The 14,178-nt window shown below is 47.4% G+C and carries 16 protein-coding genes and 1 other annotated feature; of the genes, 5 read left to right on the forward strand and 11 right to left on the reverse strand.

Annotated elements, in window-relative coordinates:
* Positions 1–322: 322 nt before the first annotated feature.
* The 8 genes from M0413_RS11170 to M0413_RS11205 form a co-directional block, all read right to left on the reverse strand.
* Positions 323–607 (reverse strand): DUF2798 domain-containing protein, encoded by a 285-nt coding sequence (locus M0413_RS11170; protein ID WP_249554171.1) that lies wholly within the window; start codon positions 605–607, stop codon positions 323–325.
* Positions 608–800: 193 nt separating this feature from the next.
* The gene (locus M0413_RS11175) at positions 801–1,226 is read right to left on the reverse strand and encodes a hypothetical protein (RefSeq protein ID WP_037420023.1); all 426 of its coding nucleotides are present in this window, start codon (positions 1,224–1,226) and stop codon (positions 801–803) included.
* Positions 1,227–1,452: 226 nt separating this feature from the next.
* Positions 1,453–2,289, reverse strand: coding sequence for a tryptophan synthase subunit alpha (trpA, locus tag M0413_RS11180; protein WP_249554173.1), 837 nt, complete (start codon positions 2,287–2,289; stop codon positions 1,453–1,455).
* A gap of 5 nt (positions 2,290–2,294) precedes the next feature.
* Positions 2,295–3,485, reverse strand: coding sequence for a tryptophan synthase subunit beta (gene trpB / locus M0413_RS11185; protein ID WP_037420018.1), 1,191 nt, complete (start codon positions 3,483–3,485; stop codon positions 2,295–2,297).
* Positions 3,486–3,602: 117 nt separating this feature from the next.
* Positions 3,603–5,012, reverse strand: coding sequence for a bifunctional indole-3-glycerol-phosphate synthase TrpC/phosphoribosylanthranilate isomerase TrpF (gene trpCF / locus M0413_RS11190; RefSeq protein WP_249554311.1), 1,410 nt, complete (start codon positions 5,010–5,012; stop codon positions 3,603–3,605).
* A 77-nt stretch (positions 5,013–5,089) separates the two neighbouring features.
* Entirely contained in the window at positions 5,090–6,133 is a 1,044-nt protein-coding gene (gene trpD, locus M0413_RS11195) for an anthranilate phosphoribosyltransferase (RefSeq protein ID WP_249554175.1), read from the reverse strand.
* Positions 6,133–6,741, reverse strand: coding sequence for an aminodeoxychorismate/anthranilate synthase component II (locus M0413_RS11200; RefSeq protein ID WP_249554177.1), 609 nt, complete (start codon positions 6,739–6,741; stop codon positions 6,133–6,135). Before M0413_RS11200 ends, trpD begins: the two co-directional genes overlap by 1 nt.
* Before the next feature lie 10 nt (positions 6,742–6,751).
* The gene (locus tag M0413_RS11205; protein WP_249554179.1) at positions 6,752–8,461 is read right to left on the reverse strand and encodes an anthranilate synthase component 1; all 1,710 of its coding nucleotides are present in this window, start codon (positions 8,459–8,461) and stop codon (positions 6,752–6,754) included.
* Positions 8,462–8,513: 52 nt separating this feature from the next.
* Positions 8,514–8,619 (reverse strand) — a sequence feature (Trp leader region).
* A gap of 210 nt (positions 8,620–8,829) precedes the next feature.
* Between M0413_RS11205 and rnm the strand changes: the two genes are divergently transcribed.
* The 5 genes from rnm to M0413_RS11230 all read left to right on the forward strand — a co-directional run bounded on the left by rnm (position 8,830) and on the right by M0413_RS11230 (position 13,333).
* Positions 8,830–9,690 carry an RNase RNM gene (rnm, locus tag M0413_RS11210; protein WP_037420012.1) on the forward strand — a complete coding sequence of 287 codons (861 nt, stop codon included), beginning with the start codon at positions 8,830–8,832 and terminating at the stop codon, positions 9,688–9,690.
* Positions 9,687–10,307 carry an L-threonylcarbamoyladenylate synthase gene (locus M0413_RS11215; RefSeq protein ID WP_037420004.1) on the forward strand — a complete coding sequence of 207 codons (621 nt, stop codon included), beginning with the start codon at positions 9,687–9,689 and terminating at the stop codon, positions 10,305–10,307. The genes rnm and M0413_RS11215 overlap by 4 nt, the downstream gene beginning before the upstream one ends.
* Positions 10,308–10,504: 197 nt before the next feature.
* Positions 10,505–11,293, forward strand: coding sequence for a segregation and condensation protein A (locus M0413_RS11220; protein ID WP_037420001.1), 789 nt, complete (start codon positions 10,505–10,507; stop codon positions 11,291–11,293).
* Between the two features lie 3 nt (positions 11,294–11,296).
* A complete protein-coding gene (gene scpB, locus M0413_RS11225) occupies positions 11,297–11,893 on the forward strand; it encodes an SMC-Scp complex subunit ScpB (RefSeq protein WP_037419998.1) in 597 nt (198 codons plus the stop codon).
* Positions 11,894–12,073: 180 nt separating this feature from the next.
* Entirely contained in the window at positions 12,074–13,333 is a 1,260-nt protein-coding gene (locus tag M0413_RS11230; RefSeq protein WP_249554181.1) for a tyrosine-type recombinase/integrase, read from the forward strand.
* Positions 13,334–13,338: 5 nt separating this feature from the next.
* On the opposite strand, the gene M0413_RS11235 is transcribed toward M0413_RS11230, so the two are convergent.
* From M0413_RS11235 to M0413_RS11245, 3 genes are read right to left on the reverse strand one after another with little or no spacing between them, the layout of a single operon-like run.
* Complete coding sequence (locus tag M0413_RS11235) at positions 13,339–13,551, reverse strand: Lambda phage DNA excisionase Xis (protein WP_011072917.1); 213 nt, start codon at positions 13,549–13,551, stop codon at positions 13,339–13,341.
* Positions 13,551–13,748, reverse strand: a complete 198-nt coding sequence (locus M0413_RS11240; RefSeq protein WP_249554183.1) for a hypothetical protein — start codon at positions 13,746–13,748, stop codon at positions 13,551–13,553. The genes M0413_RS11235 and M0413_RS11240 overlap by 1 nt, the downstream gene beginning before the upstream one ends.
* Positions 13,745–13,948, reverse strand: a complete 204-nt coding sequence (locus M0413_RS11245) for a hypothetical protein (protein WP_249554185.1) — start codon at positions 13,946–13,948, stop codon at positions 13,745–13,747. The genes M0413_RS11240 and M0413_RS11245 overlap by 4 nt, the downstream gene beginning before the upstream one ends.
* Positions 13,949–14,178 lie beyond the last annotated feature (230 nt).

Consider the following 14,178-nt stretch of genomic DNA (forward strand, 5'->3'; position numbering starts at 1 on the left):
AAATACGGTTTGTCGGTGAGTTGATCAATGGGGAAGAAGGAAGGTCTAAGAGGTGTCTAAATATATCAACAAAAATAATATTTATTTAAAAACAGTTAATTAAGTTGTTTTTTGGTTGGTGAGATTTTGTCCTAATTGCTTTTAGTGGCTTTTGAGGAGGCAACGAAAGTGTGAATAACTGCTGAGTGTAAATTGACTGTAAATCCGAATTAGTTCGACAATAAACACTGCTAGTCAGCTATAAAAGATTGGATAAGCAAACGTAAAAGCCATCTTAAAAATGGCTTTTTGTGGAGTCAAAAGCAGAGGGAGAAGCAAAGGCCTAAGGTAATTGCACAAAAGCGGCGGTAAGTTTATGCACTAGGGGCAATACCATCAGCAGAGTCGGGAATGCCACCACCCAAGAGATAAACCATGCGCTCAACCAGAGCTCAACAAATTGTGCTGATGCGCCGACACCATTAAAAGTACTAATCCCAGAAACGATGCAACTCATTAAAATAGAAAGAAAAAATGGCATCACAACTGTGGCGTATTTTGCGGGTAACTTTGGTGTACCAAAAATAGTGCGGCTTTTATTTGTTGGTACAGAGTGTAAGCTGGACATGGAAACCTCAACAGGGTGTGACTTAGGCGAAAGAGCTTGCTGATTAGTGCTTAAGATTTACATGTATTTATGTAAACCCAAAGCGCAATCCGTTCGCCATTTTAGGAGCAAAACACGGCAAAAGCTATGGTGATACAGACCGATACTGGTCGTTTTGCGTTGGGTGAATAATCTGAACTAATCGTTTTATCGCCTAGGCTTGCCAATTGGTTGCCCATAATTCCCCGGTCACGTTTACCCAATGACCGCGAGAAATTGGTGAGGTACCGAGTTCATTATCAAAGGGTAGGGTGAAACTTGATTGCAGTAAATACACAGTATCATCAGGCGTTTGGGTGATTTCGACAATTTGTCCCGAGGCCTCAAAGTGACAATTATGTTTGGGGAATTGCAGACTTTGGCGATGTTCAATAATGTCGGTTTGCAAATTTGCCTTGGCTAAACGGCCAAACAGTTCAACCGTCACCCATTGATTGACGGGGAAACGTTGCTTAGCTTGTTGATCATTGCCTTGATAGTAAAACCACACTGGAGCGCCATTATCCCATTGGGCAGCGACTTCACCTTGAAAACCACAGCCCCAAGGTGTGACGTCGAGAATATAGATCCGATACTGCATATAAAGTCCATTTACCATAACAAAAGCGTCGATATTATTTGCGCTATATTAACATTTATGTCGTAAACGCATGAGACACAGATCCTAATATAAGCCTTGGGTTTGACAGTTTTAAGATGCTGTTGATTCTGTGCTAGTTATGGTTGTTACTGCTATGGGGAATATCTAAAAAAGGGCCAACTCTGCTGATTTGGCCCTAAATCGGGATGTTATTCAGATGAATAGATTAGGTTGCCGCTTTCATCGCGCGGGTAAAATCGCCTAATGCTGCCAGCAGTTTCACTTCATCTTGTTGATAGGTTTCGATAATTTTAACTACGGCTGAGCCTGAAATCGCACCCGCGGCGCCTGCTTTGATGGCGGCGCTTACTTGAGCAGGCTCTGCAATCCCAAAGCCTAATAGCGGTGGCGGCGCATTAAATGCTTGCAGCTTAGCTAAAATGTCTTCAACGGGCGTACCTGCCTTAGTATCTGTGCCTGTTACACCGGCGCGGGACAATAGATAGGTATAGCCTTCACCACTTTGGCTGACCTTCGCAAGGGTGTCACTGTCGGCATTGGGCGGCGCAATAAAAATTGGCGCAATGCCATGGGCTTTGGCCGCTTGAACAAATGGTGCAGCTTCTTCAACTGGCACATCGGCAATTAACACTGAATCCACGCCCGCTTGCTGCGCTTTGGCATAAAAAGCATCGATCCCATTGGCGAATACGAGGTTCGCGTACAGCAATAACCCAATTGGAAGTTCAGGGTATTTAGCGCGGATCTTGGCCAGCAATTCAAAGCAGGCTGTTGGTGTTGTACCCGCGGCTAAGGCTCTGAGATTTGCGCCTTGGATCACTGGGCCATCGGCGAGCGGATCAGAGAAGGGAAAGCCTAACTCCAGCGCATCGGCACCGTTTTGCACTAAGGTGTCGATAATTTTCAGTGACAGCTCAGGACTAGGATCACCCAAAGTAACAAAGGGCACAAAAGCGCCGCGGCCTTCGGCTTTTAAACGGCTAAAAGCGGCGTGATAACGTCCAGCTTGATGAGGGATAGTTTGGTTTGAAATGCTGCTCATCTTTGTTATTCCTCTTTACCGTTTAAAATGTCTGACACAGTGAAAATATCCTTATCGCCTCGGCCTGAGAGGTTGACAACCAAAATGGTCTCTTTGGTGCATTCTTTCGCCAGACGCATTGCATAGGCTAGGGCGTGGGCCGATTCGAGCGCCGGAATAATCCCTTCGCTGCGAGCCAATAATTGGAAGGCTTCTAGGGCTTCATCATCGGTGGCCGATTCATAGCGGGCACGGCCGATGGCGTTCAAATGGGCATGCTGTGGGCCGACCGAGGGAAAGTCTAATCCTGCTGAAATCGAGTAAGACTCTTCGATTTGGCCTTCGTTGTCCTGCATCAATGGGGCTTTCATACCAAAGAAAATCCCGGTTTTACCATGCTTTAGCGGCGCGCCGTGCATATGGGTATCAATACCTTTACCCGCAGGCTCGACGCCAATCAGCTCAACATTGGCTTCATCAATAAAGTCGGCAAACATCCCAATAGCATTTGAGCCGCCGCCGACACAGGCGATGACCGCATCGGGCAGGCGACCTTCGCGCTCAAGTATTTGTTTTTTGGTTTCTTCACCAATAATACGTTGGAATTCACGCACTATGGTCGGGAACGGATGTGGCCCAGCAGCTGTGCCGAGCAGATAGTGGGCTTTTTCGTAACTGCCAGACCAGTCGCGCATCGCCTCGTTACAGGCGTCTTTCAAGGTGGCAGAACCAGAGGTTACAGGGATAACCTCGGCGCCCATCAGCCGCATTCTAAATACGTTGGGTGATTGGCGGGCAACGTCTTTCGCGCCCATATACACTTTGCATTTTAATCCCAGCAGTGCACAGGCAAGGGCGGTGGCAACACCGTGTTGGCCTGCACCGGTTTCGGCAATGATTTCTTTTTTACCCATACGCTTAGCCAGTAACGCTTGGCCTAATACCTGGTTGGTTTTATGGGCGCCGCCGTGGAGTAAATCTTCCCGCTTGAGGTAGATTTTAACCATGGGATTGGGACTTAAATTGCGGGTTAAGGTGAGTGCCGTGGGGCGACCCGCGTAGTTTTTCAGTAAGTCGGTAAACTCGGCTTGGAAGGACTCATCGGTTTGTGCGTCGACAAAAGCACTCTCAAGTTGCTTGAGGGCGGGGACTAAAATCTGCGGTACATACATACCACCGTATTCGCCGAAATAAGGGTTAAGCTTTAACTGTGACATACCTTGTTCCTTATCCTATTCATTTATTTCGATAGCGTTGGTTATTAACGGCTATCGATGTATCAATCTTTTCTGCTTAATGGGTGCTAAACATCGCTTAAATGCGCTTTAGTCGGATCAGAGCCTTAATTGGGCAAAGGCTGTTTGGATCTGTTCTGCAGATTTAACGCCGGGGGCGGTTTCGAGGCCAGAATTAAAATCTAAACCGTAAAATCCTTGGGCATTCGCGTTGGCGGCATTGCTGGCATTAAGACCGCCAGCCAGTAAGGCTTTAGCTTTATGGGCAAGAGGTAAGTGCCAATTAAAGGGCTGCCCAGTACCACCAAAACCTGCGTCATTCTTGCTATCGAAGAGATAACGCTGCACACCTCTTGGCATAGCAGCAAGTTCGCTGCTTTGGGCATCAACACTGACCGCCTTCCAAATTTGGGTGTTCAGTCCTGCCTGTTGTAACAATTGGCTTAGCTCAGTAATGTCTAACTCGGTTTCATTGCCGTGCAGTTGCACTGCGGCTAAATCACATGCTTTGGCGATACTTGCGATTAGCTCTGGCTCGCTGTTAACGAACACCCCTATAAACTCAATGGCGGGCAAGTTGGCGGCACGGTATTGCTCGACTAACTGTTTGGCGGCATCTTTTGTGAGTGCTCGTGGTGATTTTTCAGCAAAAATGAGTCCAGCATAAACTGCGCCCGCAGTGGCTGCTGCTTGAATATCCTCAAGGCGGGTGAGACCGCAGACTTTATTGTGACCGAAGATCAATTTACGACAGGCTAAATCAATGTCTTCTTCGGCCATAATCGAGCTACCGACCAAGAAGCCATCGACCAATGGACTTAAGCGGCGCACTTGATCGTTAGTGTAAATGCCCGATTCGCTGATCACCACGCGATCGCTGCCAATGTGTGGCGCAAGGGCTTCTGTGGTGGCTAAATCGGTACTTAAATCCCGCAAATTACGGTTATTAATACCAATAATCGGTGCATTTAAGGCGATGGCGCGCTCAAGTTCTTCCTCATTACTGACTTCGGTCAATACATCGAGTTGATACTTGGCCGCTTCGCTTGCAAGTTGCTGATATCGCTCATCATCGAGCACAGAAAGCATCAGCAAAATCGCATCGGCGCCCTGATGTGCGGCCAACTTGATTTGATATTCATCAACAAAAAAGTCTTTACACAGAATCGGTTGGCTCACTTTGGCCCGCACTTTCGGGATATAGTCCATGTCCCCTTGGAAAAATTGCTCATCGGTTAAGACTGAAATCCCCGCAGCATACTTGGCATAAATCGAGGCGATGACTTCGACATCAAAGTCTTTACGGATTAAGCCTTTGGAGGGACTGGCTTTTTTGCACTCTAAAATATAACCCGCCTTAGGGGCTTTTAAGGCGGCAAATAGACTACGGTCCGAGATCTTGGGGGTTAAGCTGTCTTCAGGAAAACGCAACTTAAGGGCGGCGATATGGGCGGCCTTAGTATCGACGATACGGGTTAAAACGTTGGCTTTTGCGGTGCTGGTTTGCATGCTACCCCTTACATCCTGCGATGCTTGATTATCTTCCGAGCGATGCGCGTCGGGTTGTTGAACCTGTGCCATGGTCATTATTCCTGTGCTTCGCTGCTGACTTTAGCGAGTTGATTCAGTAATTCAAAGGCTTTGCCGCTTTTTATGGTATTGAGCGCAAGGGCGGTGCCGGCTTTGACTGAGTCCGATAGGCCACACAGATATAAGGCACAACCCGCATTGATGGCAACCGCATGGGTGTGGGCATCGCTGCCTTGTCCTTGCAAAATAGATTGAGTGATTTGGGCGTTTTGTGCAGGCTCGCCCCCTTCAAGCTCAGTAATGTGGGCTTGAGGCACACCAAAATCCGCTGGCGTTAATTGATATTCAATAATCTCACCGTCTTTGAGTTCGGCGACTTGGGTGCTGCCATGGAGCGCTACTTCATCTAAACCACTGCCATGTACCACCATGGCTCTTTGCGTGCCAAGGGCTTGCAGTACGCGGGCGATGGGCGTGACCAACTCTGGGCTATACACCCCAAGCAACATAAATTCTGGGCGCGCTGGGTTAATCAATGGCCCTAACACATTGAATAAGGTGCGAGTTTTCAGCGCTTGGCGCACAGGCACGGCATGTTTGACACCGCCATGGTAGTGGGGCGCGAACAGAAAGCACAGATTAAGTGATTCGAGGCTGCGGCTCGCCAGCTCGGGTGACATAGTTAAATCGATGCCAAATTGGGCGAGTAAATCTGACGAGCCCGATTTGCTCGAGACGGAACGATTACCGTGTTTTGCGACCTTGGCGCCAGCAGCTGCGGCGACAAAGGCGGCTGTGGTGGAGATATTAATGGTGTTAAAACCATCGCCTCCGGTGCCGACGATATCGATAATCCCTTGGCTGCGGCTTGATTCCGAATAAGGGAAAGGCTTCGCGGCGGCGAGCATCGCATCGGCGGCGCCACTGATTTCAGCTATGGTTTCGCCGCGAATTTTAAGCGCCATTAACATCGCCGCCATCACGGCCTCATTCATTTCACCTTGGATAAGGGTGCTAAAGAGGCTGGCGGTTTGCTCGCGTGTTAATGCCTTGCCCTGAAACAAGATATCGAGCAGGGGCTGAATCGATGTTGCATTCATTATTGCGCTCCTGCGGTATTGTGGGCGATGTCTTGAGTCAAAAAGCTTAAGGTTTGGGTTAACAATGTGCTGCCCAAGGTCGTTAAGATAGATTCTGGATGAAACTGAAAACCGACTGCCCTGTGCTTGGCATGCAAAATCGCCATAGGCATATCTTCTGTGGTGGCAATAACATCAAGACAATCAGGTACTTTTGTGGCTACTAAGCTGTGGTAGCGGGCGACAGGTAAGGGCGAAGGTAAGTTAGCAAACACGCCTTCACCATTATGGAAGGTGGGACTGGCTTTACCGTGCACGACAAAAGGCGCGCGCTCCACTTTACCGCCGTAATATTCCACCATGGCTTGATGACCTAGACAGATCCCAAGCATAGGCACTTTGCCCGCGACTTTGTCTATTAGCGCCATCATGGAGCCCGCTTCATGGGGCGCACCTGGGCCTGGCGATAAGACTAAGGCGCTAGGCTCGGTTTCCGCCAACAGCTTGTCGGCAATATAGTCGGCGGCAACATCGTTACGGTAGATCACTACTTCACAGCCAAGGCTTCTAAATTGGTCGACTAAGTTGTAGGTGAAGGAGTCAAAGTTATCGAGTAAATAGAGTTTCATCTTAGGCTCCTTATCTTGGTTGTTCAGTCGTAGTGGTCGCAGTTGCTTGATGGCTTTCATCTAAGCCTGCGCCCATCTTGATGGCAGAAATCACCGCCTGTGCCTTTTGGCGGGTTTCATCGGCTTCACTTTGAGGATCGGAGTCAAACACCACGCCAGCTCCCGCTTGGATATGGGCTACGCCGTCTTTCACAAAGGCGGAGCGGATAACGATACAGGTGTCCATATCCCCAAGGGCGTTGAGGTAACCTACGGCGCCGCCATAGCTACCTCGGCGGGTCTTTTCCGCCTGACGCACCAATTGCGAGGCACGTACTTTGGGCGCGCCAACTAAAGTGCCCATATTCATACAGGCTTGGTAGGCGTGGAGCGCATCTAAGTCTTGGCGTAATTGGCCAGTAACGCGGCTGACTAAATGCATCACGTGGGAATAACGGTCGACTTTAAGTAACTCGGCTACTTTGCGACTGCCACTTTGGCTGATTCGAGCGATATCATTACGGGCTAAATCAACCAACATTAAGTGCTCGGAGAGCTCTTTTTTATCTAAGCGCAATTCGAGTTCGATACGGCTATCGAGGTCGAAATCAATCTCGCCGCTGGCGGTTTTGCCGCGCTTACGGGTGCCTGCAATCGGGTAGACTTCGACCTGATTGTTGCTGGCTTCATATTTCAGTGCGCTCTCGGGTGAGGCGCCAAACAGGGTGAAGTCATGACCCCTGAAATAAAACATATAAGGGCTGGGATTGGTTAGACGCAGTGCGCGGTAAGCACCTAAGGTATTAGGGCAAGGCAGGCTAAAACTGCGTGAGGGCACCACTTGGAAGATATCGCCAGCAATAATGTGTTCTTTTAAATCGATAACGGTTTGTTTAAAGGCCTCATCACTGATATTGACTTGCTCAGTCGCAGTTATCCCAACCAGCGCGGGCGCAGGTTCTATATCATTGGCTAAGGTTTGGCAGTCAGCGCTAATGTGGCTAGCTCGTTTGGCTAAGGCTTGGGTCACCTCAACCTGTTTTGCAGAACCTTCACTAAAGTTATGGGTGATAATCTCGGCTTGTTTTTGTTTGTGATCAATAAGAATTAAGGTTTCGGCGAGATAAAATAAATAATCAGGACAATCATTTGCACCATTTGGTGCTTCAGGCAGTGGCTCGACGGTATCAATCAAATCGTAGGCAAGCACGCCACCTAAAAATAAGTCTTCGAACGCAGGCTTGGATTGGCTGTCAGTATGAGCGCCGCAGTCGATATGCTTTACAAACAAGCGCAAACCATCAAGTGGCGAGGTGGACTTTAAGCGGGCATCTTCGTCCTTAAGCTCAGTGTCTTTTTGTAGCGTGACCACTAGGTTGTGGCCATCGCGTTGGCATTGAGTTTGGCTTGAGCGAGCACTAAAAAATTGCTCGATGGGGGCAAGTAAACTGGCACCATTGTCGCTCAGTGCGCTAAAGCGTAAACAATACCCGTCGCAGCGGATCATCAGCGCCGCATGGGTCATCACCATGCTCTTAAGATTTTCCTTGCTGTTTATTTCTGCTGATTCCAACAACATGGTATGGGGCGCATCTTGAGTGATGTGTTGGTACAAACGCAGCGGATCGCTATGGTATGCCAAGGTGGCCTTGATCGTATGTGAACGTGCAAATGTCTGCGGAGGTGAGGGGAAATTCCCTCCATCGGCTTGGGTAACCTGATTAAATGTCTTTAGGGTCATGCTGTTATCTCGCTTTTATCCGTTTACCGCGTTGCAGACATTTTTCGCACCAACAAAAAAGCCCGCATTTCTGCGGGCTTTTGTTGATTCTGTTACTTTCAAATGAGCACAGAGCTTCACACCACCCGCTACGTTGGGAAGTGCCACCACCAAATGATGTTGAAAGAAGCGTTAGTATGGGTCATTCAAAAGGGTCTCAATAATTCGTTAGTTGAGCTATAGAAAACATGAGCCTGAGGCGAAAGTCAATTGAATATTTTTCAAAATGATGGATTCATGTGGCTAACTCACTGTGTCAAATGCGGTTCCTGCTGGATAAAGTGTGAGATAAATGCACATTTCATCTTAAATTAACGTACAATAACGGCATGAATACTCAAAGCATCTTGGCTGACTTGCACAGCCACACGACCGCATCTGACGGTCATCTCACGCCGTCCGAGCTGGTCGCCAGAGCCCTTGAAAAGGGCGTGCAGTTATTTGCGATAACGGATCACGATACGGTTGCAGGCTTAAGTGAAGCCCGCGCCTTCAATCAAGCGCAGACCGAACCGTTAAAGCTGATTTCTGGGGTTGAGATTTCAACCCGATGGAATAGTTACGATATTCACATTGTGGCGCTCAACTTCGATGAAACCCACACTGAGTTATTAACGTTTTTAGAAAACCAGCGTGAGTTACGTGAGCTTCGCGCCGAAGAAATCGGCCATCGATTGGCTAAAGCCGGGATCGAAGGCGCCTATGAAGGCGCAAAAGCAATTGCGGCAGGCGCAGCGTTAAGCCGTGGTCACTATGCTCGTTGGCTTGCCGATCACGGTTATGCGGTGGATATGCCCAGTGTATTTAAGCGTTACTTAGCCCGTGGTAAGACGGGTTATGTGCCCAATAATTGGGGCGATATGGCCAGCGCAATTAAGGTGATCCACAACGCGGGCGGGCTCGCGGTATTGGCACATCCGAGTGGTTATAAGCTGTCTGCCAAGTGGTTAAAGCGTTTAGTGCGAGAATTTAAAGAAGCTGGTGGGGATGCCATGGAAGTGGTGCTCGGCCAGCAAACGGTGGATGATAGGGCCAATTTAGTGGCGCTGAGTGTCCAAAATCAGTTGCTTGCATCGATAGGAAGTGATTTTCACTTTCCAAGCAATTGGATTGAATTAGGTAAAAATCTCTACCAGCCTCAAGGTATTGATTGGGTCTGGCAGTCGGGATCTTGGGTGGAACGACCATGAGTCAATTTTTTTATGTACACGAAGTAAATCCACAGACACGTTTGATTAGTCAAGCCGTGGCTGTGCTGAAGTCCGGCGGCGTAATTGTGTATCCAACCGATTCGGGTTATGCCCTCGGTTGCATGATCGGTGAGAAAGACGCAATGACGCGCATTACTCGCATTCGTCAAATCGAACACGATCATAATTTCTCGTTAATGTGCCGTGACTTATCTGAATTAGCGACCTACGCCAAGGTGGATAATCAGGCCTATCGAATCCTAAAAAGTTGTACGCCAGGGCCGTACACTTTCATTTTTAAGGCGAGTAAGGAAGTCCCCCGTCGTCTGCAAAATGACAAGAAAAAAACCATTGGTATCCGCGTGCCAGACAATGTGATTGCCTTAGCACTGCTCGAGGCGTTAGATGCGCCGTTGATGTCGACCAGTTTGGTGATGCCAAACGCAGAATTTGCCGAGTCGGACCCTGAACATATTCGCGACCTGTTAGAGCATCAAGTGGATGTGATTATTCATGGTGGTTATTTAGGTGAAAAGCCAACCACTGTCATCGATATGTCGGAAGATGGGTTCGAAGTCCTGCGTGAAGGCGCTGGGGATGTGACTCCGTTTCTGTAAAATCAGATTTGTCTCAGCGATAGTGTGTGGCAGCGTATGTTAGCCCGATAAAACCGTCATTTGGCAGTTTTATCGCCACTAAATTACGGGTATAATCGCGCGTTTGCAAAGAAGCGAGTCAACTCGACTTAATGAGACTGATACTGTTTGCTTGGGAATGGCGGTTTCAAGGTGATTGTTTTACATGGGGATAGCGGATGCAGGGCACGCAACAAAGTTTACCCTTAGCCGTTGTTCGTGGTCAGGCGATGACCGAAATGCCGCAGGATTTGTTTATTCCACCTGAGGCGTTGGAAGTGTTCTTGGAGTCCTTTGAAGGGCCGCTAGACTTACTTTTGTATCTGATCCGTAAGCAAAAATTAGATGTTGTCGATTTACCCATTTCTCAGATCACCGCGCAATATTTAGAATATATCGCGATGCTCACTCAGGCGCGTATTGAACTGGCCTCGGATTATTTAGTCATGGCGGCTACACTGGCCGAGATTAAATCCCGTCTGCTGCTGCCGCGTATGGTGGCGGAAGATGAGGTGGAAGAAGATCCACGGGCCCAGTTGATCCGTCAATTGAAGGCCTATGAGGTAATCAAAGAAGCCTCGCAAAAAATTGATGATTTACCTCGGCTTGAACGCGATGTGTTTCAAGCAATCGCGGCACCTTCACCGAATATCAAACCTTTGGTGATCCCGCCTGATGTATCGTTATTTGAAATCGCCCGCGCCTTTGGCGAGGTGCTTAAACGTATCGATGCCAATGAAGATCATCATGTTAAGCGTGAACAGTTATCGACCCGCGAGCGCATGAGCCAAATTTTAGCCATGCTTAATAGCGAGACGTTTACGCCCTTTGAGCGTTTATTCAGTGTCGAAGAAGGCCGCGCCGGTGTGGTGGTGACCTTTTTAGCGCTAATGGAATTGGTCAAAGAATTATTAGTGGAATTGTACCAAACAGAGCCGTTTTCAACTATTTATGTAAAGGCCTATTAATTGATGCAGATAAATCCAATTCAATTAAAACAGCTTATTGAAGCGAGTCTGTTTGTATTGGGGAAACCCTTGTCGGTGAAAATGTTGAAAGAAACCGTGTTGGCGGATTTCAGTGTTTCCAGAGACAAAATCAAAGCCGCATTGGACGAGTTGCAACAGGATTATCAGGAACGGGGTGTTCAACTTGTGAAAGTGGCTGGAGGTTATCGCTTCCAGACCTTGGAAGTCCTGAGTCCGTTTTTGCAACCCCTGTGGCAGGAAAAAGCACCTAAGTATTCGCGGGCAACATTAGAGACTCTGGCGGTGATCGCCTATCGTCAACCTGTGACCCGTGGTGATATTGAGCAGGTGCGTGGTGTGGCCATTAGTAGCCACATCATCAAAAGTTTGTCAGATAGACATTGGATTAAAGTCGTTGGCCATAAAGAAGTCCCGGGGCGACCCGCACTCTACGCCACGACCTTAGAATTTTTAGCCTATTTTGGCTTAGATACCCTCGCGGATTTACCCGCGCTTACGGATACTGAGTCATTGCAGGCGGTATTTTCGGGTTTGAAAGTAACGCCTGAACAGTCAGAAGAGCAAGATACTAATGAGTGATTTAAACACTATTGTTTCATTATCGTTCATTGTCTTACGTTTTTCCGCTAATTCTCTTTGAAACTATTAAGAAAAATGGATTTTCATTGAAAAGTTTTTCACTTTCGTTCGATTCTATTCTTGATATTTGTGTACATATTTGCGTACATGAAAGACTCATGTACAAGATGGAGAAAGGTTATGGCACTTTCTGACTCATGGTTAAAAGCAAACCTGAATAAAGTCGCTGATAAGCCTTATGAGAAAGCAGATCGTGACGGCCTTAGCGTTAGGGTTTCAGCTAAGGGCGCTATTACTTTTCAAATGCGCTACCGCTGGGCAAGCAAGGCTGCTCGGGTTGATATTGGGCCTTATCCTTTGCTCTCGCTTAAAGAAGCCAGAGAACAGTGTGAAGTCTACCGCAAGTTGCTACTGGATAACCAAGATCCGCGGGAATACAAACGCGATAAAGCGGCAAAGGCCGTATCAAACGAAGGCTCAGTCGAGCAGGTTTTTAGAGCTTGGCATAAGTCACAGTTTAGTGATGGCCGTGCCAGTGTAAAAGACAGTACCGCGCATGAGTATTTGCGCGCACTGGAAATTAACGTTTTCCCGGTGCTTGGCAAAAAGCAGGTAGAACAAGTCACGCTGCATCAGTGGCTAGATTTGTTTGAGTCTATCGCAGCCAAGAAGCCAACCATTACCAATCTAACGTTAACAGTGAGTCGCAGGGCGCTTAAATGGGCTGTTCGTCGGCGAATAATTAGCACAAATGAGTTGATGGGGATTGAGTCGAAAGAGGACTTAAATATTTCTCGCAAAAGCCGTAAACGCACGCTTAGCGATGATGAACTCAAGATTATTTTGCAAGCCATTGATAACGCCAAACGGCAGCGCCTTGGTAACCGGATTATGGTTTTCATGGCATTATTCTTTGGCTGTAGGATTGGTGAATTACGATTGGCGCAGAAAGCGCATTTTGATTTTACTAAGATGATCTGGACCGTGCCAGTTGAAAACCACAAAACAGGGTACAAGATGCAGCGGCCGCTATTGCGGCCGATCATCGACGAGATAGTACCATTGCTTGAGCTAGCATTTTCACTTAGCCCTAACGAGCTAGTGTTTCCGACAGAGAAAGGCGGGATATATTCGCAGGCGGCGACAACACGCATGTCTAACCCTATTAATACGTGGGCTAAGCTGAATGGTACACCGTTAAATGAGTGGTATTTGCACGATTTGCGCAGAACGCAGCGCACTAACATGAGTAAAATTACTACTACAGAAGTGGCAGAAACCATGCTTGGGCATAAGCTGAGCGGGATTCAGTCGATTTATGATCACTACGACTACTTAGAAGAACAAGCTAAGGCATATCGAATTTGGTGGCAGAAGCTGCAGCGCCTCAAAGATCCCGCAGCCTACCACAACGTAGTTGAACTTAAGGCCGCGCAGTAACGGCCTCATTGTTCGTTCTCGTAAATCCACGCTTTAACTTCTTGAAAGTTGTACTTGTTTTTAAAGTGTGGGTTAGTTGTTGGCTTTGGGAAGTCTTCCAACTTAAACAGTTGGTATAGCTTGGTTGTGCCAATCCCCAACGCTTTTGCAAGTTGAGCTGGCGAGAAAAACTGCTGCACCACTTTACCCTGCATAGCTTCTATTTCTTGCTGAAACATTATGCACCGTCCTTATTTTTACCAACAGGTTTTACTTTGGCATCAGGTTTAACATCGATGTACCACGCTTCACCTTCTGCGTTAATTACGATAAATCGCCAGCCAAAAAGCCATTTCATCGCTATTTTTTTGCCAATCCATGTGAATAAAATCCAAATTAGCGGAAGCAGAAAGAGACAGATGAAAAATGTGCTCATGCTGCACCTGCCTTATTACTTACCAACCCTTGTATTTTAAGTCTATCAATCACGGCTTGTTCGCGGCCTTGTGTTGTCGATAAATCATATTTAGGTCGCTTGCTGAGAATGGACACTTGATCCTTAAGTTCTGCAACTTCGGCTTTAAGCTGCTCGTTCTCTGCGATAAGCAAATTCATGCGGTCATTTAGAGTCATCATGCACCTCATTGCATTGTGGGATTGATGGCAATCGTGAATAAAGTTGGTAATAACCTTTATTTCCAACCCACTCAATAATGATGAAAAAGAGCATTAATGGACTAAACAAAACTCTTATCCAAAATTGCCAATGCTTATATCCATTGTTAAATGTTTTACGTATTCCGCGCTTTGTATAAAATTTAACTACCACGACAACAGTCAGCGTAATTAATATGGAAATGGCGAAA

The organism is Shewanella sp. 8A (assembly GCF_023475945.1).
Taxonomy (GTDB): Bacteria; Pseudomonadota; Gammaproteobacteria; order Enterobacterales; family Shewanellaceae; genus Shewanella; species Shewanella xiamenensis.

Bases quoted from the DNA above. Each gene is read 5' to 3' on its own strand.
- trpCF (WP_249554311.1), bottom strand. From the start codon at position 5,012: ATGCAAACCAGCACCGCAAAAGCCAACGTTTTAACCCGTATCGTCGAT.
- M0413_RS11175 (WP_037420023.1), bottom strand. From the start codon at position 1,226: ATGCAGTATCGGATCTATATTCTCGACGTCACACCTTGGGGCTGTGGT.
- trpA (WP_249554173.1), bottom strand. From the start codon at position 2,289: ATGAGCAGCATTTCAAACCAAACTATCCCTCATCAAGCTGGACGTTAT.
- M0413_RS11230 (WP_249554181.1), top strand. From the start codon at position 12,074: ATGGCACTTTCTGACTCATGGTTAAAAGCAAACCTGAATAAAGTCGCT.
- M0413_RS11170 (WP_249554171.1), bottom strand. From the start codon at position 607: ATGTCCAGCTTACACTCTGTACCAACAAATAAAAGCCGCACTATTTTT.
- M0413_RS11245 (WP_249554185.1), bottom strand. From the start codon at position 13,948: ATGATGACTCTAAATGACCGCATGAATTTGCTTATCGCAGAGAACGAG.
- M0413_RS11205 (WP_249554179.1), bottom strand. From the start codon at position 8,461: ATGACCCTAAAGACATTTAATCAGGTTACCCAAGCCGATGGAGGGAAT.
- M0413_RS11235 (WP_011072917.1), bottom strand. From the start codon at position 13,551: ATGTTTCAGCAAGAAATAGAAGCTATGCAGGGTAAAGTGGTGCAGCAG.
- M0413_RS11220 (WP_037420001.1), top strand. From the start codon at position 10,505: ATGCAGGGCACGCAACAAAGTTTACCCTTAGCCGTTGTTCGTGGTCAG.
- rnm (WP_037420012.1), top strand. From the start codon at position 8,830: ATGAATACTCAAAGCATCTTGGCTGACTTGCACAGCCACACGACCGCA.
- trpD (WP_249554175.1), bottom strand. From the start codon at position 6,133: ATGAATGCAACATCGATTCAGCCCCTGCTCGATATCTTGTTTCAGGGC.
- M0413_RS11200 (WP_249554177.1), bottom strand. From the start codon at position 6,741: ATGAAACTCTATTTACTCGATAACTTTGACTCCTTCACCTACAACTTA.
- scpB (WP_037419998.1), top strand. From the start codon at position 11,297: ATGCAGATAAATCCAATTCAATTAAAACAGCTTATTGAAGCGAGTCTG.
- M0413_RS11240 (WP_249554183.1), bottom strand. From the start codon at position 13,748: ATGAGCACATTTTTCATCTGTCTCTTTCTGCTTCCGCTAATTTGGATT.
- M0413_RS11215 (WP_037420004.1), top strand. From the start codon at position 9,687: ATGAGTCAATTTTTTTATGTACACGAAGTAAATCCACAGACACGTTTG.
- trpB (WP_037420018.1), bottom strand. From the start codon at position 3,485: ATGTCACAGTTAAAGCTTAACCCTTATTTCGGCGAATACGGTGGTATG.